The sequence below is a fragment of the Kitasatospora sp. NPDC057904 genome (assembly GCF_042887925.1).
Lineage (GTDB): Bacteria > Actinomycetota > Actinomycetes > Streptomycetales > Streptomycetaceae > Kitasatospora.
Genome location: NZ_JBHVOL010000005.1, coordinates 358,374 through 381,392, shown reverse-complemented (window position 1 = coordinate 381,392; position 23,019 = coordinate 358,374). Strand labels below are relative to the sequence as shown.

The 23,019-nt window shown below is 71.5% G+C and carries 18 protein-coding genes, 1 tRNA gene and 1 pseudogene; 11 read left to right on the top strand and 9 right to left on the bottom strand.

What is annotated here, in order from left to right; genetic code table 11:
• Positions 1–23 precede the first annotated feature (23 nt).
• The 3 genes from ACFVSN_RS16140 (at position 24) to ACFVSN_RS16130 (ending at position 4,572) form a co-directional block, all read left to right on the top strand.
• Positions 24–1,307, top strand: a complete 1,284-nt coding sequence (locus tag ACFVSN_RS16140; protein ID WP_387955507.1) for an MFS transporter — start codon at positions 24–26, stop codon at positions 1,305–1,307.
• Positions 1,308–1,437: 130 nt separating this feature from the next.
• Positions 1,438–3,345: an FAD/NAD(P)-binding protein gene (locus ACFVSN_RS16135; RefSeq protein WP_387955505.1), complete on the top strand. Its 1,908-nt coding sequence runs from the start codon at positions 1,438–1,440 to the stop codon at positions 3,343–3,345.
• A gap of 51 nt (positions 3,346–3,396) precedes the next feature.
• Positions 3,397–4,572 carry a putative PEP-binding protein gene (locus ACFVSN_RS16130; protein ID WP_380497969.1) on the top strand — a complete coding sequence of 392 codons (1,176 nt, stop codon included), beginning with the start codon at positions 3,397–3,399 and terminating at the stop codon, positions 4,570–4,572.
• Positions 4,573–4,655: 83 nt separating this feature from the next.
• Here ACFVSN_RS16130 and ACFVSN_RS16125 read toward each other — a convergent pair.
• Positions 4,656–4,729: transfer RNA gene (locus ACFVSN_RS16125), tRNA-Gly, on the bottom strand.
• A gap of 261 nt (positions 4,730–4,990) precedes the next feature.
• Here ACFVSN_RS16125 and ACFVSN_RS16120 point away from each other — a divergent pair.
• Positions 4,991–5,227 (top strand): hypothetical protein, encoded by a 237-nt coding sequence (locus tag ACFVSN_RS16120; RefSeq protein ID WP_359970373.1) that lies wholly within the window; start codon positions 4,991–4,993, stop codon positions 5,225–5,227.
• A 72-nt stretch (positions 5,228–5,299) separates the two neighbouring features.
• Positions 5,300–5,875, top strand: a complete 576-nt coding sequence (gene dcd, locus ACFVSN_RS16115; protein WP_380446469.1) for a dCTP deaminase — start codon at positions 5,300–5,302, stop codon at positions 5,873–5,875.
• A 104-nt stretch (positions 5,876–5,979) separates the two neighbouring features.
• On the opposite strand, the gene ACFVSN_RS16110 is transcribed toward dcd, so the two are convergent.
• The 4 genes and pseudogenes from ACFVSN_RS16110 to ACFVSN_RS16095 form a co-directional block, all read right to left on the bottom strand.
• Positions 5,980–6,870 (bottom strand): metal-dependent hydrolase, encoded by an 891-nt coding sequence (locus ACFVSN_RS16110; protein ID WP_387955503.1) that lies wholly within the window; start codon positions 6,868–6,870, stop codon positions 5,980–5,982.
• Positions 6,871–6,967: 97 nt separating this feature from the next.
• Entirely contained in the window at positions 6,968–7,948 is a 981-nt protein-coding gene (locus tag ACFVSN_RS16105; protein ID WP_387955501.1) for a Yip1 family protein, read from the bottom strand.
• Between the two features lie 173 nt (positions 7,949–8,121).
• Positions 8,122–9,195, bottom strand: a pseudogene (locus ACFVSN_RS16100) (sugar phosphate nucleotidyltransferase); the annotation flags it as partial.
• A gap of 334 nt (positions 9,196–9,529) precedes the next feature.
• Entirely contained in the window at positions 9,530–11,752 is a 2,223-nt protein-coding gene (locus tag ACFVSN_RS16095) for a (Fe-S)-binding protein (RefSeq protein ID WP_387955499.1), read from the bottom strand.
• A 346-nt stretch (positions 11,753–12,098) separates the two neighbouring features.
• Between ACFVSN_RS16095 and dnaK the strand changes: the two genes are divergently transcribed.
• The 6 genes from dnaK (at position 12,099) to ACFVSN_RS16065 (ending at position 18,892) form a co-directional block, all read left to right on the top strand.
• Positions 12,099–13,946: a molecular chaperone DnaK gene (gene dnaK / locus ACFVSN_RS16090; RefSeq protein ID WP_380446465.1), complete on the top strand. Its 1,848-nt coding sequence runs from the start codon at positions 12,099–12,101 to the stop codon at positions 13,944–13,946.
• Positions 13,943–14,566: a nucleotide exchange factor GrpE gene (grpE, locus tag ACFVSN_RS16085; protein ID WP_380446464.1), complete on the top strand. Its 624-nt coding sequence runs from the start codon at positions 13,943–13,945 to the stop codon at positions 14,564–14,566. The genes dnaK and grpE overlap by 4 nt, the downstream gene beginning before the upstream one ends.
• Before the next feature lie 191 nt (positions 14,567–14,757).
• Positions 14,758–15,903: a molecular chaperone DnaJ gene (gene dnaJ, locus ACFVSN_RS16080; protein ID WP_380446463.1), complete on the top strand. Its 1,146-nt coding sequence runs from the start codon at positions 14,758–14,760 to the stop codon at positions 15,901–15,903.
• Positions 15,904–15,928: 25 nt separating this feature from the next.
• A complete protein-coding gene (locus tag ACFVSN_RS16075) occupies positions 15,929–16,444 on the top strand; it encodes a heat shock protein transcriptional repressor HspR (RefSeq protein WP_380497968.1) in 516 nt (171 codons plus the stop codon).
• A gap of 206 nt (positions 16,445–16,650) precedes the next feature.
• The gene (locus tag ACFVSN_RS16070) at positions 16,651–17,679 is read left to right on the top strand and encodes a helix-turn-helix domain-containing protein (RefSeq protein ID WP_380446461.1); all 1,029 of its coding nucleotides are present in this window, start codon (positions 16,651–16,653) and stop codon (positions 17,677–17,679) included.
• A 586-nt stretch (positions 17,680–18,265) separates the two neighbouring features.
• Positions 18,266–18,892: a hypothetical protein gene (locus ACFVSN_RS16065; protein ID WP_380446460.1), complete on the top strand. Its 627-nt coding sequence runs from the start codon at positions 18,266–18,268 to the stop codon at positions 18,890–18,892.
• Between the two features lie 7 nt (positions 18,893–18,899).
• On the opposite strand, the gene ACFVSN_RS16060 is transcribed toward ACFVSN_RS16065, so the two are convergent.
• The 4 genes from ACFVSN_RS16060 to ACFVSN_RS16045 all read right to left on the bottom strand — a co-directional run bounded on the left by ACFVSN_RS16060 (position 18,900) and on the right by ACFVSN_RS16045 (position 23,015).
• Positions 18,900–19,136 carry a hypothetical protein gene (locus tag ACFVSN_RS16060; RefSeq protein ID WP_387955497.1) on the bottom strand — a complete coding sequence of 79 codons (237 nt, stop codon included), beginning with the start codon at positions 19,134–19,136 and terminating at the stop codon, positions 18,900–18,902.
• Positions 19,137–19,143: 7 nt separating this feature from the next.
• A complete protein-coding gene (locus ACFVSN_RS16055) occupies positions 19,144–20,130 on the bottom strand; it encodes a LuxR family transcriptional regulator (RefSeq protein ID WP_387955495.1) in 987 nt (328 codons plus the stop codon).
• 43 nt (positions 20,131–20,173) lie between these two features.
• The gene (locus ACFVSN_RS16050; protein WP_387601562.1) at positions 20,174–21,238 is read right to left on the bottom strand and encodes a LuxR C-terminal-related transcriptional regulator; all 1,065 of its coding nucleotides are present in this window, start codon (positions 21,236–21,238) and stop codon (positions 20,174–20,176) included.
• A 664-nt stretch (positions 21,239–21,902) separates the two neighbouring features.
• Entirely contained in the window at positions 21,903–23,015 is a 1,113-nt protein-coding gene (locus tag ACFVSN_RS16045) for a TDT family transporter (protein WP_380446456.1), read from the bottom strand.
• Positions 23,016–23,019: the final 4 nt, after the last annotated feature.

Genomic DNA, 23,019 nt, shown 5'->3' with positions numbered 1-23,019 from the left:
CACCAGCGGAGGACTGAACAGTCATGGAAGAACGCTTGACCGAGCACGCCCCCGCGGCCGCGTCCGCGCGGGTGGAGGACCGGCCCGCCGAGGCGCCGGCGAGCACCGAACCGGCGATCTGGTCCCGTAACTTCCGCTACTACTTCACCGCCCGCAGCGCGGGCCTGCTCAGCTGGGCGATGCTCCCGGTCGCCGTCTCGGCCGGCCTGCTCAGCGGCGGCTACGGCCTGAACGCCGCCGGCTACTCGATGGCCTTCCTGGTGGGCCCGTTCGCCGGCCTGGTGCTGTTCGGCGGCGTCCTCGCGGACCGCTTCACCGCCCGCCGCATGATGATCGCCGCCGACCTGACGAACCTCGTCGCCCACGTGCTGCTCGCCTTCCTGTTCATCCACGGCATCGACCACCTGTGGCAGCTGTACACCCTGCTCGTCGTCGCCGGCACCGCCAACGCGATGTTCCAGCCCGGCGCCTCCTCGACCGTCCCCCTCGTCTCCCGCGACGTCCAGGGCGCCAACGGCGTCCTGCGCACCTCCGAGGCCCTCACCGGCCTCGGCGGCCCGGCCCTGGCCGGCGCCATGGTCGGCCTCGGCGCCACCGGCTGGGTGATGGTGATCTCCGCCCTCGCCTACGGGACCAGCGCGGTCTGTCTGCTCACCCTGCGCCTCGGCGTGGTGCCCGCCCCGCCGGCCGGCGAGAGCCTGTGGCACAACCTGGCCGTCGGCTGGCGGGAGTTCCGCTCCCGCAGCTGGCTGTGGGGCGTCATCGTCATCTGGATGGTCTTCGCGGTGCTCTCCTGGGGTCCGCAGCTGTCGGTCGCCGCCGGCGTCATCGTCCCCGAGCACGGCGCCACCGCCTTCGGCCTGATCAACTGCGCCCTCGGCGCGGGCACCGTGGCGGGCGGCCTGCTCGCGATCCGCTACAAGCCCGAACGCCCCCTGGCCGCCGGTGCGGTGGCGATGCTCGCCTACCCGCTCTACCCGCTCGGCATCGTCCTGGACTGGCCCGTCTGGCTGCTCGCCGCCGCCCAGTTCGCGGTCGGCGTCGGCATCGGCGTGTGGGGCGTCATGTGGGCCACCAGCGTCCAGACCCAGGTCCCCGGCGAGGTCCTCAACCGCGTCCACGCCTACGAAGTCGCCGGCTCCGTCGGCATGTACCCCATCGGCAGCGCCCTCGCCGGCCCCGCCGTCGGCGCCTTCGGCACCGACCGGGTCCTCCAGGTCGGCGTCGTGGTGGCCCTCTGCACCGCCGCCGCCCTCCTCCTCACCCGCCCCATCCGCAGCCTGCGGCGAGTCCCCACCCAGGCCTGACTCCGCCGGAACACCCCCGCCGGCGGCAAAGTCCCAGGTCGCCGACCTGGGACTTTGCCGCCGAGCGTGCACCGAGGGCCGTTGCGCCGAAAGCCCGGCGGGCGAGCTGCCGCCGGTCCATCCTGGGCTCATGACGCAGCCCCGGAACCGAACAGGTACGTGTCCACGAGTGCTCATAGTCGGGGCGGGCCTGGCCGGCACCGCCACGGCGATCCGACTGCTCCGCTTCGCCCGCAAGCCGCTGGAGATCGTCCTGCTCGAGCGGCGCTCCGACTACCGGTCCGCCGGCGTCGCCTACCACCGGGACGGCAACCCCTGGGACCACGTGTTCAACATCCAGGCGGGTCGGATGTCGGTGTTCCGGGAGGACGTCCTCGACTTCGTGCGCTGGGCCAACCGCGAAGCCGACCGCCGGGACTGGCCGACCCCCTGGGCCGGGTTCGAGTTCGTCGAGCAGGGCCCGGCGCCCCGACGGATCTTCCAGGACTACCTGATCGACCGGCTGGCCGAGGCCGGGCGTGAGGCCTGTCCCGGCGTCGTGCTCGTCGAAGCGGACGGCGAGGCGGTCGACCTGGAAGTACGCTCCACAGGCGTCGAAGTGACGGTATGTGAGTTTTCCGCGAGCGGCCTGGAGGCCGGGCCGGTCCCGGAACCGACCGCACTGTGCGCCGACCACGTCGTCCTCGCGACCGGCCTCGAACTCAGGGATCCGCCCTTCGCCGCCGACGTGCGCGACCACGCGTCCTTCGTGAGGAACCCGTACTCCGCGGCCGGCGTCCGGAAGCTCGAAACGCTCCCGCCCGAGGCAACGGTCGCGATCGTCGGATCCGTGCTGAGCGCGTACGACTCGGCGGGCCTCCTGCTGCGCCGGGGCCACACCGGAAGGATCCACCTGATCTCCAGGACCGGGACGATGTTCCGGACGTATCCCGGCGGCCACGAGCACGAGGTGTTACAACTACCCTGCCCGAAAGCACTGTTGGAGCCGTATCGGAACCGCGAGGAGTTCCTCGCCCGGGTCCGGTCCGAGTGGGAGACGGCGCGCGAGGCGGTCCTCCGGGACCACCCCGAGGTCGACCCGACGGTGGTCGCGGAGCGGGTGGCCAAGGCGTGGGAACCGCATCTTCCCGAGGCCATCGAGCGGATCCCCTCCGCGGAACTGCGGAGCCTGCTGGACGAGTTCGGCACCTCGATGGCCGCACTCCGGGTCGGCGCGGTGGAGTACACCATGGCGATCATCGAGCGTGCGATACACCCCGCGGACGGCTCGGCGAAGCTGGTCGTCGGCAAGGTGGAGGGGATCACGCCGACGGCGTCGGGGCGGCTGGTCGTCTCGGTAGCGGCCCCGGAGGAGGAACACGCCATCGAGGCCGACCTGGTGGTCTCCAACTTCGGCAGGGAGTCGGACTACAGCAGGGTCGGCCGGCCGCTCTGGAGGAATCTCCTCCGGAGGGGGATCGCGGTACCCCACGAGCGCACCGGGCGCGGCCTGGAAGTCGACGAACACGGGACGCTGCTGAGCCCCGGCGGGGAGCCGGCCGGCCCGGTCTCCGCGGTCGGCGCACCGAGGGAGGGTGACGAGATCGTTCGACACGGCCGGACCGGCGCGTTCACCTTCAATCTCGCCGCCATCAAGAACCAGTCGATCGCGGTCGCCGCGCGAGTGATCGAGCAACTGGAAGTGGAACTGGAACCGCACGAAGACGGTTTGGCCCGGGACATGGCTCAATGCCACGGCCACGTCAGCAATTCAGAGGAAGCGGCCCCGGTCGGATTCGACGAGGCTGTAGCCCTGGAGGTGCGGAGGTTGGCCACGCGCAATCGGAGCGAGCGGGAAGTGCTCGGTTTCCGCTTGGACGCCTGTATCCGATCCATGGGCGGACTTCCGCCCCTCCCGATGGCCGCCTCCGGGCGTGACCGCCTGATGGGAGCGGTCGTCAACCGGGCCGCCGTCCAACGGCTCACCGACGTCACCGTGACGCCACGGCAGCTGCGTCGACAACTGGGGATCACGGACACCGAGGATCTGGAGGACTAGGTGAACGGGCGACGGATTCAAGGATTCCTATTGACCGGTGGCACACAGAGCGTGCTACGGGGTACCTGTAACCGCACGAGAAGTCCGCTCAAGGGATCCATCCTCGTCGCCCCTTCCCTCGAAGCGGGAATATACGAAGCGATCGTGGCGGCGCGTGCGGTCGTCTGCAGTTCGGGCGGGCCGACCGGCCACATGCAGTCCATCTGCCGCGGCAGGGGCATACCCGTGCTCCGCGTCGACCAGGCGGATCTCGCCGACCTGGTCGGGGAAGTGACGCTGCACCTGGAGAGCGAGACCATCGTCATCGGGTCCGACGCGAGCGGCGCCGGGGCCCCGGTCCCGGGGGCCGGGAGCTCCCCGCTGGACCGCCTCGGCTCGGCGTGCGCCGTCATCGCGGACCTGCAGGACATCCACACGATCAACGCGTGCGGGCCGAACGCGGAGCGGGTCGAATCCTTCTTCATCCGCGAGGAGTTCCTCTGCCTGGCGGCGGGCCTGCGCCCGCTCGACTCCCTCCACGGCGGCCCCGCCGACGTCGCGGCCTACGGGCGGGCCGTCGCGGACCGGCTGTGCACCTTCGTCGAGGCGCTGCTGCCCGGCCAGCGGCTGGTCCTGAGGCTCCTCGACCTCCGCTCCGACCACGCCGCCGGCGTCACCGAGCTGGCCCCGGTCGCGGTCGAGCCGAACCCCGAGCTGGGCCTGCACGGCGCACGCTGGCTGCTGGGCTCGGCCGCCTACCGGGACGCGCTGCACTCCGTGCTCGGGTCCCTGCGCGAGCGGCTCGGCGACGACGCGGGCCGCGTGCACCTCTCGGTTCCCTTCCTCAACGACGCGAAGGAGTTCGCCCGGCTCAGGGCACATCTCGCGTTGCCCGCCGACGTGCCCGTGTCCGCGTTCGTCGAAACGCCCGCGGCGGTGCACGCCACCCGGGCGCTCTGCGCCGCGGGCGCCAGCGAGCTGTTCGTCGGCACCAAGGACCTCGTGCAGTTCTACCTGGCCGCGGACCGGACCAACCACCTGGTGGCCGGGTCCTACCAGACCCGGCACCCGGCCGTCATCGACGGAGTGCGGAGCGTGGTGGAGTCCGCGCGCGCGGCGGACACCCCGGTGAGGGTGTTCTCCCTGGGCGCGGACCTCGCCCACTACCTGGACCGCCTGCCCACCCCGGACGGCTACATGATGTGCACCGCCGAACTCCGGCAGGTACTCCTCCAGCCACACCCCTGACCAGACCGCCACAGCCGGACAGCGACCCGGACCGGCCCGGAGAACGCGAAAGCCGCAGGTCGCTGACCTGCGGCTTTTCCGTATGGAGCGGGCGACGAGAATCGAACTCGCGCTCTAAGCTTGGGAAGCTCATGTTCTACCATTAAACTACGCCCGCCTGACGAGCCGTCAGTGACCGCTCGATCGCCTTCACTGTACCCCATGCGTGACGCCGCTTGCACGGGTGGCCCGGGGACGTGGCGGAGCGGGGTGGGGCGGGGGTGGGGGGCGTACTGTTTGGGCCGCGTGAGAGTGCTCCGGCGGGTGGGGTCGGGGCGGCGAGCCATGGTGTGGAATGTCCGGAACATCCCCTAATGTGACGCTGTCCCGGGGCCCGCTCCCCGGGGCGCGACGAGTACGGGTGAGTACTGGGTTAGGGATGGGAAGGGGATCGATGGAGCAGCGCACCGTCGTTCGTTGTGCCGAGGGGCACCTGTTCAGCACCACCACGTTCCCGATGCAGAACCTCGGACCCGGCCGGCTGGGGCCCGGCCGGCTGATCCGCTGTCCGCAGTGCGGACGGCTGAGGAGTTCGGTGTTGGCCGACGTGCGGGAGCTGTCCGCTCCGCAACTGGCCCGGGCGATGCGGCTGGAGGCCGCGGAGTTCCTGGCCTGACGGCCGGCGCGAGGACGGAAGGGGCCCCGGGCGGATTCGTCCGGGGCCCCGTCGTGCACGTAACCTCGAAGCGTGCTGCTCTCTGACAAGGACATCCGGACCGAAATCGACCTGGGCCGGGTCGTCATCGACCCGTTCGACCCGACGATGATCCAGCCCTCCAGTATCGACGTGCGCCTCGACCGCTTCTTCCGCGTGTTCGAGAACCACAAGTACCCGCACATCGACCCCTCCGAGGAGCAGCCGGACCTCACCCGGCTGGTCGAGCCCGACGGCGACGAGGCGTTCATCCTGCACCCCGGCGAGTTCGTGCTGGCCTCGACGTACGAGGTCATCACCCTGCCCGAGGACGTCGCCTCCCGGCTGGAGGGCAAGTCGAGCCTCGGCCGCCTGGGCCTGCTGACGCACTCCACGGCCGGCTTCATCGACCCCGGCTTCAGCGGCCACGTCACGCTGGAGCTGTCGAACGTCGCGACGCTGCCGATCAAGCTGTACCCGGGCATGAAGATCGGGCAGCTCTGCCTGTTCCGGCTCTCCTCGCCGTCGGAGCACCCGTACGGCTCGGAGCGCTACGGCTCGCGCTACCAGGGCCAGCGCGGCCCGACGCCGTCGCGCTCCTTCATGAACTTCCACCGCACCCGGGTCTGAACCGGACGGAGTGCACGCACGGCGGGCGGCCACCCTCGGCACGAGGGTGGCCGCCCGTGGCGTTCTGGGGACCGGTCCTCAGGCCCAGCCGGTGCGCCCCGTCGTCAGGCCCGCTTCGGGCGGGTGACGGCGACGAGCTCGGTGCCGTCCTCGGACAGCCGCAGCTCGGTGCGGAGCTCGGCCAGCTCGCCCAGGTGGTGCAGGTGGGTGCCGCCGCAGGAGATCTGCGCGCCGCCCTCGGGCAGCTCGCAGTGCCACTGGCGGCGGGCGGTGAGCTCGGGGCCCGGCACCTCGATGCGGACGGCGGCGTCGGCGGCGACCCAGGCGGCCAGCTGCGCGTTGACGGCCTCGGTGACGGCGGGCAGGGCGTCGGCGAGGGCGGGCAGCTCGTCGGTGGCGTCGGCCGTGAAGCCCTTCTTCTTGAGCGACTTGCCGAGCCGGTAGGTGTCCGTGCTGGCCTCGGTGTCCATCACCGAGGTGGCCATCGCGAGGCTGTCGAAGTCCGGGTGGCCGAGGGCGTCGGCGCGGCCCGGGTCCTTGCGCCAGCGCGGGGCGAGCGCGGCGTTGAGGGCGAGGGCGAGCAGGTGGCAGCCGCTGTGCGAGGCGCTGAGGGCGGCGCGGCGCTCGGCGTCGACGGCGAGCACGGCCGTGCGGCCGACGAGGTCGCCCGGGTCGGCGGCGACGACGTGCAGGACGAGCCAGGACCACTCCTCGTCGCCGCGCCGCACCGGGATGTCGGCGCCGACCAGCGGCGCGCCGCCGTCCGGGCCGACCGCGCCGGTCAGGCAGTCGACGACGGCCAGCTCGGCGCCGTCCACGGTGAGCGTGCCGAGGTCGGCGGGCTGGTCGGGCCAGGTGTGGTCGAGCGGGTGGAACGGCGTGGCCGCGGTGACGACGGCGTACCGGCCGTCGGCGAGCGGGTGCACCGCGAGCACCGGGGACTCGCCGGTCACCGCCCCGGCCGGGAAGCTGACGTGGGTGGTGGGGAGGGTCATGCCTGGCTCCGGTGGGTGGTCGCGGCCGACGGGGGACGGACCCCGGTTCGCGGGGCCCGTCCACCATTCTGCCGTCCGCCCTGCCGCCGTCCGGCGGTCAGCCCAGGGTCGGCAGCTTGATCAGCACCAGCAGCGCGAGCAGTTGGACGGCCGCGGCGCCCGCCGCCTTGCCCCAGGGCAGGTCGTGCACCCGGCGAACCATCGTGGTCAGCAGGAACGCGCAGAACGCCCAGGTGGCCCAGCCGACGACCTGCACGACCGCGCTGCCGGAGGGCAGCACCAGGGCGAGCAGCAGCCGGGGCGCGTCGGTCAGCCAGCCGATCAGCGCGGCCAGGCCGACCGTCGACTTCCACGGGCCGTCCCCGCCGAGCTGGCGGGCCAGCGCGTAGGTGACCGCGCCGAAGATCGCGCCGGTGACGGTGAAGCCGAGCGCGGCGGCGGCCATGCCGGTCAGCGCGACGGTGAAGGTCGAGTTGACGATGTCGTTGTGCGTCAGGCCGATGCCGAGCACCGCGAGCGCGCCGTAGAGGAGCGAGACGGTGAGGGCGGGCAGCCAGACCTGGTGGTCACGGGTGCGGTCGAAGGTCGCGGCCGGCGCGCGGACGATGCCGAGGAGCAGCTCGCGCCAGTGCGGGCGCGGCCCGGAGACGTGCGGCGACGACTGACCGCCGGCCCGGTAGACGGCGACGTTGTCCTGGCCGTACGGCGGCTGCGGCTCCCCCTGGGGGTATCCGTAGCCCTGGTCCCCGTACCCCTGATCGCCGTACCCCTGGTCGCCGTACCCCTGGTCGTAGTGGCCGGGAGCCTGCCGGCCCTGCCCCTGGTACCCCTGCGTCGGGTAGTCCTGGTACGGGGGCTGCCCCGCGTACGGGTCCCCGCCGGTCGGGAAGGACCGGGTGTTCCCGGGCCGGTCGGCGGCGTACGGGTCGTACGGAGCGACCCCCTGGTGCGGGGCCGTGAAGTACTCCGGCCCGTCCGTCTGCCCGTGCCCCCCGGGCGCCCCCGCCGGTGGCGGAGGGGCCGACCACCCGCCGTGGGGGTCGGCGCCCTGACCGCTGTCGTATCGATTACCAGCCACGTTCCGAAGGTACCCGTCCGGCCCAGTCCGCGTACGCCCCGGACGGAGCCGGGGCCGGTTTGCAGCGAGCCTGAGACGAACGGGGCCGGAAGCGGGCGTCAGCGCTGCGCGGTGACGGTCGGACCGTGGACGGCCGCCGCGGCGGAGGCGCCGGCCGGGCAGCCGCCCGGGCCGGCCGAGGTGCGGACGGCGCCGACCGGCAGCAGCGTGCCGCAGGCGATCCGGATGCCGTTCGGCAGCTCGTTGTCGGACTCGACGATCGCGCCGTCGCCGATCACCGCGCCGTCCAGGGCCGAGCGGTCCCCGACGGTCGCGAAGGCACCCACGATGGAGTCCTTGACCAGGGTGTCCGGGCCGATGACGGCGCCGGGCAGGATGACGCTGCCCTCGACGATCGCGCCGGCCTCGACCACCGCACCCTCGGAGACGACGGTGCCGCCGCTGAGCACTGCGCCGGGGTGGACGGTCGCGCCGGGCAGCAGCAGGGCGTCGCCGGTCGGGCCGGGGACGGCCGGGGAGTCGACCTTGCCGAGGACCAGGTCGGCCGAGCCACGGACGAACGCGCCCGGGGTGCCGAGGTCCAGCCAGTACGAGGTGTCGACGACGCCGCGCAGCAGCGCGCCGGTGGCGAGCAGCTCGGGGAAGGTCTCGCGCTCGACGGACACCTCCCGGCCGGCCGGGATGCGGTCGATGACGGACCGGGTGAAGACGTAGCAGCCGGCGTTGATCTGGTCGGTGACGATCTGCTCGGGCGTCTCCGGCTTCTCCAGGAACTCCAGCACCCGCCCGTCCGCGTCGGTCGGCACGAGGCCGAAGGCGCGCGGGTCCTCCACCCGGGTGAGGTGCAGGGTGACGTCGGCCCCGGCGGCCACGTGGCCGTCGCGCAGGGCGGCGATGTCCACGCCGGACAGGATGTCGCCGTTGAAGACGAGGACCGGCTCGTCCGGGCCGCAGGTGAGCCCGGAGGCGGCGTTGCGGATGGCGCCGCCGGTGCCCAGCGGCTCGCGCTCGGTCAGGTAGACCAGCTCGATGCCGTACGGGGTGCCGTCCTGGAAGTGGTCCTCGAAGACCTCGGCCAGGTAGGAGGTGGCGAGCACCACGCGGGTGACTCCGGCGGCCGCGGCGCGGGCCAGCTGGTGCGCGATGAAGGGGACGCCCGCCACCGGCAGCATGGGCTTGGGGGTGTGGGTGGTCAGCGGACGCAGTCGCGTGCCCTTACCACCGACCAGCATGATCGCCTCGGTCATGGTCTGCGCTGTTCCCCTTGTGGTCTCTGCGGCCCGGCCCGGCGGGCCGCACCTCTCTTCGTCCGTATGGACCCGTCCGCCCACCGGCCGTCCGGCCGTGGTCCGGCCGTGGTCCGGGTGTCCGGAACGGGTCGACCGGCCCGCGGGCCGGTCTGGCCTACTGTATTTCCTTCCAACCGAATGCCCGTCCGGCGGCTGTGCGATTGGCATCACTCGCCCGCCGCCGGGGCCTGCGGGGCAGCGCCGCCGAGGCCCCAAAAGCCCGGCCCGGCGGAGCGCTTTCGCGGCGGCCGCCGGGCCGGGCAGTTGTAGCAGAACTGTCGAACAGGGGCCGCTACGCGTCCACCGTCGCGGGCTCCTCGGTCTCGGCCGGCGGGGTCGCCTTGACCGAGTCGAGCAGCAGCTGGGCCACGTCGACCACCTTCAGGTGCTCCTTGGCCGCGCCCTCGTTCTTCTTGCCGTTGACCGAGTCGGAGAGCATCACCAGGCAGAACGGGCAGGCGGTGGAGACGATGTCCGGGTTGAGCGACAGCGCCTCGTCCACGCGCTCGGTGTTGATCCGCTTGCCGATGCGCTCCTCCATCCACATGCGCGCACCGCCGGCGCCGCAGCAGAAGCCGCGCTCCTTGTGCCGGTGCATCTCCTGCTGGCGCAGACCCGGGACCTTGTCCATGATCTCGCGCGGCGGGCTGTAGACCTTGTTGTGGCGGCCCAGGTAGCAGGGGTCGTGGTAGGTGATCAGGCCCTCGACCGGGTTGACCGGGACGAGCTTGCCCTCGTCGATCAGGTGCTGCAGCAGCTGGGTGTGGTGGATGACCTCGAAGTGGCCGCCCAGCTGCGGGTACTCGTTGGCGATGGTGTTGAAGCAGTGCGGGCAGGTGGCGACGATCCGCTTGACCGGGGCGTCCTCCAGGGCCGCGTTCAGCGTCTCCACGTTCTGCGCGCCGAGCATCTGGAAGAGGAACTCGTTGCCCAGGCGGCGGGCGGAGTCACCGGTGCAGGACTCCTCCTTGCCGAGGATCGCGAACTTCACGCCCGCGGTGTGCAGCAGCTCGGCGAAGGCCTTGGTGGTCTTCTTGGCGCGGTCCTCCAGGGCGCCGGCGCAGCCGACCCAGTAGAGGTACTCGACCTCGGCGGGGTCGATGTCCTCGCCGATCACCGGCACCTCGATGCCGGTCTCCTTCTTGAGCTCCTTGACCCAGTCGAGGCGGGCCTTGGCGGCCATGCCCCACGGGTTGCCCTTGTTCTCCAGGTTCTTGAGCATCGTCCCGGCCTCGGTCGGGAACGAGGACTCGATCATCACCTGGTAGCGGCGCATGTCGACGATGTGGTCGATGTGCTCGATGTCCACCGGGCACTGCTCGACGCAGGCGCCGCAGGTGGTGCAGGACCACAGGACGTCCGGGTCGATGACGCCGTTCTCCTCGGCGGTGCCGATCAGCGGGCGCTCGGCCTCGGCGAGGGCGCCCGCCGGGACGTCCTTGAGCTGCTCGGCGGTCGCCTTCTCGGTGCCCTCCATGTCCTTGCCGCCACCGGCGAGCAGGTACGGGGCCTTGCCGTAGACGTGCTCGCGCAGGCTCATGATGAGCAGCTTCGGCGACAGCGGCTTGCCGGTGTTCCAGGCCGGGCACTGCGACTGGCAGCGGCCGCACTCGGTGCAGGTGGAGAAGTCGAGGATGCCCTTCCAGGAGAAGTGCTCGACCTGGGAGACGCCGAAGACGGCGTCCTCGGCCGGGTCCTCGAAGTCGATCGGCTGGCCGCCGGAGGTCATCGGACGGAGGGCGCCGAGCGCGGTGCCGCCGTCCTCCTCGCGCTTGAAGTAGATGTTGAAGAAGCCGAGGAAGCGGTGCCAGGCCACGCCCATCGAGGGGTTGAGGCCGATGGTGGTCGCCCAGGCGAAGGAGATGCAGATCTTCAGCATCGCGAAGAGCCAGATCAGGTTCTCCAGCGTGCCGTGCGACAGGCCGCTCAGCGCGGAGGTGATCGGGTACGAGACGAGGTGCGCCGGGCCGTACGAGTCGACGCCGTTGAGGGCGCCCTCCAGGGCGCGCAGCATCAGGATGCACAGGCCGATGCCGAGGATCGTGTACTCGACGTAGAAGGCCTGCCAGGCGATCGAGCCGGCGAAGCGGGACTTGCGTCCGGAGCGCGACGGCAGGCTCATCAGCCGGATCACCATCAGGGTCAGGATGCCCAGGGTGGTGAGGGTGCCGACGAGCTCGACGAAGAGCTGCCAGATCATCCAGTGCCCGATGACCGGCAGCTCGAACTCGGCGTCGAAGAGCTGGCCCATCGCGTTGACGATGGTCAGGACCAGGCTGAAGAAGCCGACCGCGACGAACCAGTGCGCGATGCCGACGATCCCCCAGCGGTTCATCCTGGTGTGGCCGATGAACTCGACCGCGACGGTCTTCACGCGCCGGGCGGGCTTGCCGAAGCGGGTGGTGTCCGGCGCGCCGGTCAGCACCACCTTGAAGATGTGCCACGCCGCACGAAGGGCGAGCGCGGTGCCGATCACGAACGTGACCAGCGAGATGACGATCGCTGCTAGCTGCATCGGCTCCGTCTCCTGCGGCTTGCGGTTGAGCAGTCCGGGTTCTACGTCTTTACCAAGGGAGTGTACTCGTCGGTAACTTGCCGGGCCGACGGCCCGGACATTACCGCTCGTCAACAGTTCTCCAGAAGGTTCCCAAGGTATGGCGGCAGTCACGTAACTCCACCCCCGCCACCTCGGCCGGGGCGGCCGTCACTCCGACCGGGGACACCGCGGGCCCCGCGGCGGCCCACCGAGAGGACCGGCATCAGCAAAGTTGAGTGCTGCTGACTCATAGCTGTTGACGCCGCCCGGCGGGTCATGCATCCTTGAGCCCGTAAAGCTCAACTCTTCCGTGGAGGTATCTACGATGGCACGCGCGGTCGGCATCGACCTCGGTACGACGAACTCGGTCGTCAGCGTTCTGGAGGGTGGCGAGCCCACCGTCATCACGAACGCCGAGGGCGCGCGGACCACGCCGTCCGTCGTCGCTTTCGCGAAGAACGGCGAGGTCCTGGTCGGCGAGGTGGCCAAGCGCCAGGCGGTCACCAACGTCGACCGCACCATCCGCTCGGTCAAGCGCCACATGGGCACCGGGTGGAAGATCAACCTGGACGGCAAGGACTTCAACCCCCAGCAGATCAGCGCCTTCATCCTGCAGAAGCTGAAGCGGGACGCGGAGGCCTACCTGGGCGAGACCGTCACCGACGCGGTCATCACCGTCCCGGCGTACTTCTCGGACTCCGAGCGCCAGGCCACCAAGGAGGCCGGTGAGATCGCGGGCCTCAACGTCCTGCGCATCGTCAACGAGCCGACCGCGGCCGCCCTGGCCTACGGCCTGGACAAGGACGACCAGACCATCCTGGTCTTCGACCTCGGCGGCGGCACCTTCGACGTCTCCCTGCTGGAGATCGGCGACGGGGTCGTCGAGGTGAAGGCCACCAACGGTGACAACCACCTCGGTGGCGACGACTGGGACCAGAAGGTCGTCGACCACCTGGTCAAGGTCTTCCAGTCCGGCCACGGGGTCGACCTGTCCAAGGACAAGATGGCCCTGCAGCGTCTGCGCGAGGCCGCCGAGAAGGCCAAGATCGAGCTGTCCTCGTCCTCCGAGACCTCGATCAACCTGCCCTACATCACGGCCTCCGCCGAGGGCCCGCTGCACCTGGACGAGAAGCTCACCCGCGCCCAGTTCCAGCAGCTGACCTCCGACCTGCTGGAGCGCTGCAAGATCCCGTTCCACAACGTGATCAAGGACGCCGGCATCTCGCTCGCCGAGATCGACCACGTCGTCCTCGTCGGCGGCTCGACCCGCATGCCGGCCGTCGCCGAGCTCGTCAAGGAGCTGACCGGCGGCAAGGACGCCAACAAGGGCGTCAACCCGGACGAGGTCGTCGCCATCGGCGCCTCGCTCCAGGCCGGTGTCCTCAAGGGCGAGGTCAAGGACGTCCTGCTGCTCGACGTCACCCCGCTGTCCCTCGGCATCGAGACCAAGGGCGGCATCATGACCAAGCTGATCGAGCGCAACACCACGATCCCGACCAAGCGCTCCGAGATCTTCACCACGGCCGAGGACAACCAGCCGTCCGTGCAGATCCAGGTCTACCAGGGCGAGCGCGAGATCGCCGCGTACAACAAGAAGCTCGGCATGTTCGAGCTGACCGGCCTCCCGCCGGCGCCGCGCGGCCTGCCGCAGATCGAGGTCACCTTCGACATCGACGCCAACGGCATCATGCACGTCGCCGCCAAGGACCTCGGCACCGGCAAGGAGCAGAAGATGACCGTCACCGGCGGCTCCTCGCTGCCGAAGGACGAGGTCGACCGCATGCGCCGCGAGGCCGAGCAGTACGCCGAGGACGACCACAAGCGCCGCGAGGCCGTCGAGACCCGCAACTCCGCCGAGCAGCTCGTCTACTCGACCGAGAAGTTCATCGCGGACAACACCGACAAGCTCCCGGCCGACGTCAAGACCGAGGTCGAGACCGCCATCGGCGAGCTCAAGGAGGCCCTGAAGGGCGAGGACATCGCGAAGATCCGCGAGGCCTCGGAGAAGGTCTCCACCACCGCGCAGAAGCTCGGCCAGGCCCTCTACGCCAACGCCGACGCCGCCGGTGCCGCCGCCGGGGACTCCGCCGCCCAGGGCAAGGACGACGACGTCGTCGACGCCGAGATCGTGGACGACGAGAAGCACGACAAGCCCAAGGGCGGCGCGGCATGACGGACAAGACGCAGGGCGGCAAGCCCGGCGACGACTCCGCCGCCGAGGAGGCCGTGATCAAGGCCGCCGAGGAGGCCGCCGCGGCCGGCTCCGGCGACGCGTCGGACGAACTGGCCGCCGCCAAGCGCGAGGCCACCGAGCGCACCGCGGACCTCCAGCGCCTCCAGGCCGAGTACCAGAACTACCGCAAGCGGGTCGAGCGCGACCGGCTCACGGTCCGCGAGATCGCGGTCTCCAACATCCTGGAGTCCCTGATCCCGGTCCTGGACGACATCGGCCGCGCCCGCGAGCACGGCGAGGTCACCGGCGGCTTCAAGTCCGTCGCCGACTCCCTGGAGACGGTCGTCGCCAAGCTGGGCCTCCAGCAGTTCGGCAAGGAGGGCGAGCCCTTCGACCCGACCATGCACGAGGCGCTGATGCACAGCTACTCCTCGGACGTCACCGAGGACACCTGCGTGCAGATCCTCCAGCCCGGCTACCGGATCGGCGAGCGGATCATCCGCCCGGCGATGGTCGCGGTCGCGGAGCCCCAGCCGGGCACCCAGACCACGGCCGGGCCGGACACCGACACCGCCAAGTCCGAGAAGTCGGACAAGGCCGACGGTGGCAAGGACAGCTGACGACCTGTGACGGGCGCACGCCCGTCCCAGCAGATGAACCAGTGCGCTGCGGAGTCGTACGCCGGTCAGTACGGCGATCGGCTCCGCAGCGCACTGTCGGCAACAGGCCCGCGCGGCCGGGCTGTTGACAACGCAGTGCCGCGGGCTGTTGACAAGGCAGTGACGATGGACATCGGGAGGTGGCGCAAGCCATGAGTGGCAAGGACTTTGTCGAGAAGGACTATTACAAGGTCCTCGGCGTGCCCAAGGACGCCACCGCCACCGAGATCAAGAAGACCTACCGGAAGCTGGCGCGCGAGTTCCACCCGGACGCCAACAAGGGCGACGCCAAGGCCGAGGAGCGCTTCAAGGACATCTCCGAGGCGTACGACGTCCTGTCCGACGAGAAGCGCCGCAAGGAGTACGACGAGGCCCGCAGCCTCTTCGCCAACGGCGGCTTCCGCGCCGGCGGGCCCGGCACCGGCAACTACAGCTTCGACTTCGGCGACCTCTTCAGCGGCACCCAGGGCGGCAGCGGCGGCATCGGCGACGTCTTCGGCGGCCTCTTCAACCGCGGCGGCCGGCAGGCCCAGCCCCGGCGCGGCGCCGACGTCGAGACCGAGGTCACCCTCTCCTTCGAGGAGGCCGTCGACGGCGCGACCGTCCCGCTGCGGATGACCAGCCAGGCCCCCTGCCGCGTCTGCAACGGCACCGGCGCCAAGTCCGGCACCACCCCGCGGGTCTGCCCGACCTGCGTCGGCGCCGGCACCGTCAGCCGGGGCCAGGGCGCGTTCGCGCTCTCCGAGCCCTGCAAGGACTGCAAGGGCCGCGGCATGATCGTCGACGACCCCTGCACCGACTGCCACGGCAGCGGCCGGGCCAGCTCCGCCCGCACCATGCAGGTCCGCATCCCGGCCGGCGTCCAGGACGCCCAGCGCATCCGGCTCAAGGGCAAGGGCGCCCAGGGCGAACGCGGCGGCCAGCCCGGCGACCTCTACGTCACCGTGCACGTCGACGCCCACCCCGTCTTCGGCCGCAAGGGCGACAACCTCACCGTGACCGTCCCGGTCACCTTCCCCGAGGCGGCGCTCGGCGGCACCATCGAGGTGCCCACACTCGGCGGCCCCGCCGTGAAGCTCAAGCTGCCCCCGGGCAGTGCCAACGGCCTCACCATGCGGGCCCGCGGCAAGGGCGCCACCCGCAAGGACGGCACCCGCGGCGACCTCCTCGTCACCGTCGAGGTCGTGGTGCCGCAGCACGTCACCGGCGACGCGCTGTCCGCCCTGGAGCAGTACCGCGAGGCCACCGCCTCCGACGACCCGCGAGCCGCCCTGTTCCGGGCGGCGAAGGGAGCGTGACGACCAGATGTCCCCGATGACCCCGATGACCCCCGACGGCCCGATCGGCCCGATCGGCCCGGGCCTCGGCGAAGGCCTGCCCGGCGACGGCCGCCGCCCCCGGCGCGCCGCGGCCCCGCCCCAGTACGTGCTCACCGAGGACACCCCGGTGTACGTGATCTCGGTGGCCGCCGAACTCTCCGGCCTGCACCCGCAGACCCTGCGCCAGTACGACCGCCTCGGCCTGGTCTGCCCCGACCGCACCGCCGGCCGCGGCCGCCGCTACTCGGCCCGCGACATCCAGCAGCTGCGCGAGGTCCAGCGGCTCTCGCAGGACGAGGGCATCAACCTGGCCGGCATCAAGCGGATCATCGAGCTGGAGAACCAGGTCACCGCCCTCCAGTCGCGCATCGCCGAACTCGCGGACTCCCTGGAGGGCGCCGCCGCCGCCCTCCAGCAGCGCGAAGCCGCCGTCCACGCCTCCTACCGCCGCGACCTCGTCCCGTACCAGCCCCCGACCCCCCAGTCGAGCGCCCTGGTCGTCTGGCGCCCGAAGCGCTGACTCGGCTGAACACCCAGCCCGGCCGCCGGTTCCCTCCTGTTCGGGGGGTGCCGGCGGCTTACTTGTGGTGAGAGGGTGCCAATCGAAGCGTCACTCCGCAATGGTGGAACAATGCCCGGTTCCGGATCCCGCGCCGGGATCTAGGATCACCGATGGGGCTCGAGTGCAGCCATAGGGCAGGTTCGGTCGTCAAGAAGGAGTCGTGAATGAACGGGAGGAACGACGCCATTCCGGGTGTCGGTGCACCGGGCACTCTCTCCACCGGAGCGCACGACCTCTACCTCGCGGCAATCCGGGCGCACGGTCGGATAGCCCGCAGTGAAATCGAGGAGCACGACTACAGCCACCTCAGCGAGCTGTTGGACATCGGTCTCCTCACTCCCGACATGGATGATCCGCAGATTCTGGTCGCGGTCGATCCACAACAGCTCGCCACCGGGCTGAGCGCCCTCTGGCAACGCCAGGCACTCGCGCTGCTGTCCCGCGCGATAGCCGTCCCCGGCGACCTTCAGGGTCTCGCGGACGCGTTTCACCGTCCGGAACCGTCCGGCGGAATTATCGAGTACGTCCGCGGCAAGGCACTGATCAGCCAACGGATCAACCACGCCGTGACCACTGCGAAAGAGGAGATACTCGCGGCCCAGCCGGGCGGCCCGCGGCCGCCGGACGTTCTGTCCCGCGTGCTCGACGACGACCTGGCCGACCTCGAACGCGGTATTGCGGTGCGGACCATCTACCATCCGAGCACCAGGTACCACGCCCCCACCCGGGACTACGTCGCGAAGATCACCGAGGCCGGCGGGCGGTTCCGCACCCTCGACGAGCCGTACACCAGGCTGATCATCGTGGACCGGCAGCTGGCCGTCATCCCGGTCGCGGAGGACCTCAATCTGGCGGCCTTCATCCACGACCCCGCCGTCATCCACTTCCTCGTCCACGAGGTGTTCGAGCGCAACTGGAACCGCGGACTGGACTTCACCGGTGGACGAACCGTGCCGCAACAGGTCGTGTCACGGATGCGCCAGACCATCATCGACCTCCTGCTCGAAGGCACGAACCACAGAGTCATCGCCCGCCGCCTCGGCATCAGCGAACGCACCCTCGCCCGCCATCTGGCCGAGATGCGGGAGGACTACAACGTCGAATCGCTGTTCCAACTCGGTTGGGCGCTGGCGCGTTCGTCACAAGAGACCGACGAATCGCCATGCCTCCCCGCCGCTTCCGGCAGCGCATAACGATTCGTCAGTCTCATTCTGTCATGTCCACTGGTGCTCGCCGTCCAAAGCGGTACCCGACGCCTGATTCGAAGTCGCACTAACATCGACCCCAAGCCCGACATGATTGACATGGGCAGATCCATCGGCATCATGACCGGTGACAAGCAGTCCGAAGCCCAGCACGGTAAGGACGCCCGCAGATATCGCTACCGCAGCCGTCTTGGCGACCTGACGCAGACGAGACACGCGCACACCCCAATCCTCTTCAGTGGCCTGTCAGTCGAATGAACAGGCGGCAGACAATCAAACGCTCAGATCGTGCCACACGCCCTATCTGACTGTCACCGTCGCGCCCAGGCGGAAGAGGGTGTCATCTCTCTGCCATGCAGACGGATGCCACCGTGCATCGGTGGACTGCCGACCCTGCTCGATGGACGATCAACTGACGTCCTCACGCCACGCTGCCAAGATCCTCCCTCTCGGCAGTCGCGCCAGGACAAGCGTCGAAATAGTGATAAACCCGTCCGATTTCCCCCCGTTCCAATCTCCAAGCCAAGCGTCGGCGGCGAGCAACCGAGTGCCAATGCCTTCCCCCGGAGTCGACATGACCGAGCCCTACCTGCGTCACCACGACAGCCAGGCCACCGAAGGCCGGCGTGCACGTGTGTTTCTGGCCGCACCGCTGATGCGGCTGACCGGGCCCGCGGACAGCGTGGTGACGCTCGCCAGCCGGACGCGGCTGACCACGCTGCGCACCACGCTCCTCCGCAGCGGGGCCGCCGTGTACAGCGCGCACCACAGCGACGCCTGGACCGTCGCCGGGCGGGCGCCGGAGCCGCGGGTTCCGTCGGACTTCCGGGCGCTGCAGTCGGCGGACCTGGTGTTCGCCTACGTCGGCGCCCCGCTGTCGGCCGGGGTGAGCCTGGAGCTGGGCTGGGCCTCCGCGCTGCGCAAGCCGATCGTCCTCCTCGTCGACGAGGCCATCACGCACAACCCGCTGATCGCCACCATCGAGCAGGTCGCCCCCGTCCTGCCGCTGGTCTTCGACGACACCTGGTCGCAGGAGGCGCTCAACCACACCGTGGAGACGGCGCTCGACTGGGCCGGCATGGCGCTGTCGCTGCGCGAGGGCTTCTGGACCGCCCCCGGCGAGCAGTTCAACGTCCCCCGTCAGCAGCCCCCCGTGGCCGGCCGGGCCGGCTTCTGGCCGTCGGGCGCCGCCACCGGCTGACCCGCGGTCATCCACCGGACTCCCCCGTCCGGGATCCCCGCATCTGCCGGCCCAGCTGGAACAGCGTCTCCGCGTCGTACAGCTCACGCAGCCGGGCGAGGTGACCGGCCACGGTCCGCTCGCTCGACCCCATGCGGCCCGCGATCGCCCGCTGCGTGAGCCCCTGCGCCAGCAGGCGGCCGCCGTCCCGCGGGATCGCGCGGTAGAGCGCGCGGGCGGACTCGTCCGGGAGGGCTTCGGACAAGGTCGGGTCACCCATCGGCGTCGCCCTTCAGTTGCCAGCCGAGTTGGAAGAGGGTCCGGGCGCCGTAGCGCTCGCGCAGGCGGGCGAGGTGGCCGGCGACGGTGCGTTCGCTGAGGCCGAGGCGGGTGGCGACGGCGCGCTGGGTGAGGCCCTTGCTCAGCAGCGTGGTGACCCGGTCGGCGGTGCGGCCGGGGGCGGCGCTCGACCAGTCGGTGACGTCGGCCCTGGCCCAGTCGCGTTCGAAGACGGCGACCAGGGCGGCGACGGCGGCGGGCTCGGTGATGAAGGCCGCGACGTCGTGGCCGGGGTGGACGGAGACGACGGCGGTCCGCCGGTCGACGACGAGCATCCGCTGGAACGGCTCGTTCAGGACCCGGACCAGCGAGCCGTGCCGGGTCACCTCCTTCGCGTAGGCGATCACGTGGGGCTGCCGGCGGGCGACGGGCTGGTAGAGCGTCCGGATCCGACGGCCGCTGGTCAGCAGCGCGACGTCCTGGTGGAGCGCGAGTTCGAGGGTGACCGGCTGCCGGGTGCCGGGCTGGGCGGTGAGCACTTCCTCGCCGCACTCGGACAGGACCCGGGAGAGCCGCAGGCGGATGGCGTCCTGGCCCTCGACGTACGCGGCCTCGCCCGTGGGGGAGGCCGCCCGGGGTACGGCGTCGTAGGCGTGGGAGAGCGGGCCGAGGGCGGCCGGGAGCCGTTCGGCGTGGACGAGCAACCGGGTGGCACGGGTGCGCAGTTCGGTGCCGAGGCGGTCGCCGACGGAGCGCGGGTCGACGGCCGTGTAGCCGGTGGCCGTCGGGGCGAGCAGGCCGCGGGCGACGAGGACCGCGAGGGTGGGGCGGTCCGCGGGGGCGAGGTCGTCGGGGCGCAGGTGTCCGCCGTGGCGGACCGCGGTGAGGTAGAGCGCCCGCTCGGCGGCTGTCGGCTCATCCGCCCACCTCTCCCCCAGCCTTGGCGGCCGGGAGGTACCCCCACCGCTCGGCAGGGGCATTCGCCCATGCGCATCCTTTGAAACGTGAGCTCGCTGAGCTCGCTCATCGGTCATCGCGGGAGCCTCGCATCAGCCAGCCGAGCTGGAAGAGGGTCTGGGCGCCGTAGCGGTCGCGCAGGCGGGAGATGTGGGCGGCGACGGTGCGTTCGCTGAGGCCGAGGCGGGTGGCGACGGCGCGCTGGGTGAGGCCGCGGGCGAGCAGGCGGCCGACCCGGTCGGGGGTGCTGCGGGCGGGGCCGTGGCCGAGGGCGGCGGCGGCCTCGGTGGTGTCGGCGCGGGCCCAGTCCCGCTCGAACGCGCCGACCAGGAAGGTGATGGCGGCGGGGTCGGTGATGAAGGCGGCGGTGCTGTTGTCCTCGCTGGCGGAGATCACGGCGACGGTGCGGTCGAAGACGATGAGCCGCTGGAAGGGCTCGTCGAGGACGCGGATGAGCGAGCCGTGCCGGGTGACCTCGTCGGCGTAGGCGAGGGCGGACTGGTCGGCGAACGCGACCGGCTGGTAGATCGTGCGCAGCGAGCAGCCGCGCTGCAGGAGTTGGACGTCCTGGAGCCGGGCGACCTGGAGCGTGTCGGCGGGCCGGTGGCCGGGCTGGGCGGTGAGGACCTCGGCGCGGCAGTCGGAGACGAGCTGGGAGATCCGCTGGCGGATGTGGACGTGGCCCTCGACGTAGACGGCGCCGCCGGCCCGGCCGGGCGGGCGGGGCATCGCGTCGTAGGCGCGGGTGAGGCCGTCGAGGGCGCCGGGCAGGTTCTCGGCGCGGACCAGGAGCCGGGTGGCCTCGCTGCGCAGTTCGGCGCCGAGGCGGTCGGTGACGGAGCGCGGGCTGACGGCGGTGTAGCAGGCGTCCATCGCGTTGGGCATCAACAGGCCGATGTCGACGAGCTGTTGGATGGCGGCGTGGTCGGTCTCGTGGACGCCGGTGAACGGGATCCGGCCGCCTTCGGCGAGGATCGAGAGGTAGAGCCGGCGGGCCGCGTCGTCGGGCTCGCCCGCTCCGGTGAGGCCCCCGGTGCCCGCGAAGCCCTCGTCGGCCGCGAAGCCCTCGCCGCCGGTGAAGCCACCCGCGTACTGGCCGTGGTCCGGTGCGACCGCCGGTTCCGCCGTCACGTCGAACTCTCCCTGCCGGACGCCTTTCGGACGGGCCCGCCCCCGTGTCCCGCGTCCCCGTCGTTTCCGTCGTCTCCGGCCGCGAGGGCCCGGCGGTCACGGTACCGGGCGGCGGGCGGACCCCTGGGCCCGGGTGCCGTCGCACACCGGACGCCCAGGGGCCGCCTTGCCACGCCATGCCAAGGCGCTTCCGGCGAGGCGGAGCAGCAACGCCTCGCCGGCTCCGGTTCCGGGGGCCATCACCACACATGGCGTCCCGGCCGGCGCTCTTCCCCCCGTTGTGCGGGGACGTGATGTCCCGCATCCACTTTTGAAGAGCAAGTCGCCACCATCGGGCCGCGGTTGCCCGGACGACTTGGCGTGACTCCACCATCACAGCGTGACGCCCGGCGGACAAGTGTCACCCGAGTGCAGGTTCTCGCAATTGCAGCTATCCGCACGGCGGGCCGGTTCCCGCGGCCGGAGCGGTGGGCCGGATTCCGGTGAACGCCAAGGCCAGTCGGGTGCCCGGTGGAGGCCCGGGACCGGCCCGATTGGCGGTGGACGGTCAGGCCCCGGGTGCGCATTCCTGCACCTGGACGGTTCCCGCAGCACACGACCGAAGCCCCGGCTTCCGGAACCGGAAGCCGGGGCACGGCTCGTCCGTCTCCCGGACGGCCGTCGCTCAGCGCGCCAGCAGCCGTCCGCGCGCCAGGCCGGCCACCGTGCCGCTCGCGGCGGCCGCCCAGGCGACGGCCAGCAGCGCGTACAGCCCGACCGCCAACCCGGTGAACCCGCCGAACCCGGTGTGGCGGGCGAGCGCCGAGACGCCGGTGACGCAGGTGCCGACGGGGAAGGTGAACGCCCACCAGGTCATCGCGAACGGCATGCCGGCCCGCCGGGCGCGCAGGTTGGCGGTGAGTGCGACGGCCAGCCAGAGCATCGCGACGCCGATCACGGCCACGCCGTACAGCTCGGCGAGAGCGGCCATGGCGGGCGCCAGCTCGGGGAGCACCGGGCGGGCGGCGTCGGCGAGTTGGTGGACGGCGGTGACGGACTGGCCGAGCGGCCCGAGCACCAGGAACAGCGCGGGAGTGAGCACGAGGGTCGGCACCTTGCTGTGGTAGAGCCCGGTGAACACCACCGGCAGCAGCACCAGGGTGGCCAGCAGCCCGATGCCGAACAGGGCCCAGCAGCCGTACAGCATGGCCTGCTGCGAGGAGCCGGACGGCAGGTGCGGGACGAGTGCGGGGCCGGTGGCCGAGGCGACCAGCGGGGCGACGACGGGCAGCAGCCAGGTCGGGTTGGCCTCCAGGGCGGAGAGCCGGTGCCGGGTGATCATCAGGTAGGGGATGCCGCCGGCGACGGCGAGCGCGTAAACGGTGCCGGCGCTCCACAGCACGGCGTCGATCGCCACGGCGGGCCCGGTGCCGATCACCTTCGAGCCGAGCAGCAGCGTGCCGAGGCCGACCGCCAGCAGGGCCATCGGCGGGCAGCCGTAGAAGACGGCGGTGGCCGGGTTGTCCAGCAGCTGGGTGCGGGCGGCCTCCCGGTGCCGGGTGAGGTGCACCAGCCGCGCGCCGCCGAGCACCAGCAGGGCGGCCAGGCCGAGCGCCCACATCACCTCACCGAAGGCGACCAGCCCGGGCGGCCGGACCGGCAGGACGGCCGCGCCGTTGCCGAGGATCGCGGTGCCCATGACGGCGGCGTACCAGTTGGGGCCGAGCTGGGCGAGGTCGAACCGGGGGCGGGCGACGGAGGGACGGGTGAGCGGGCGGACATCGGCCAAGGTGGACATGGGA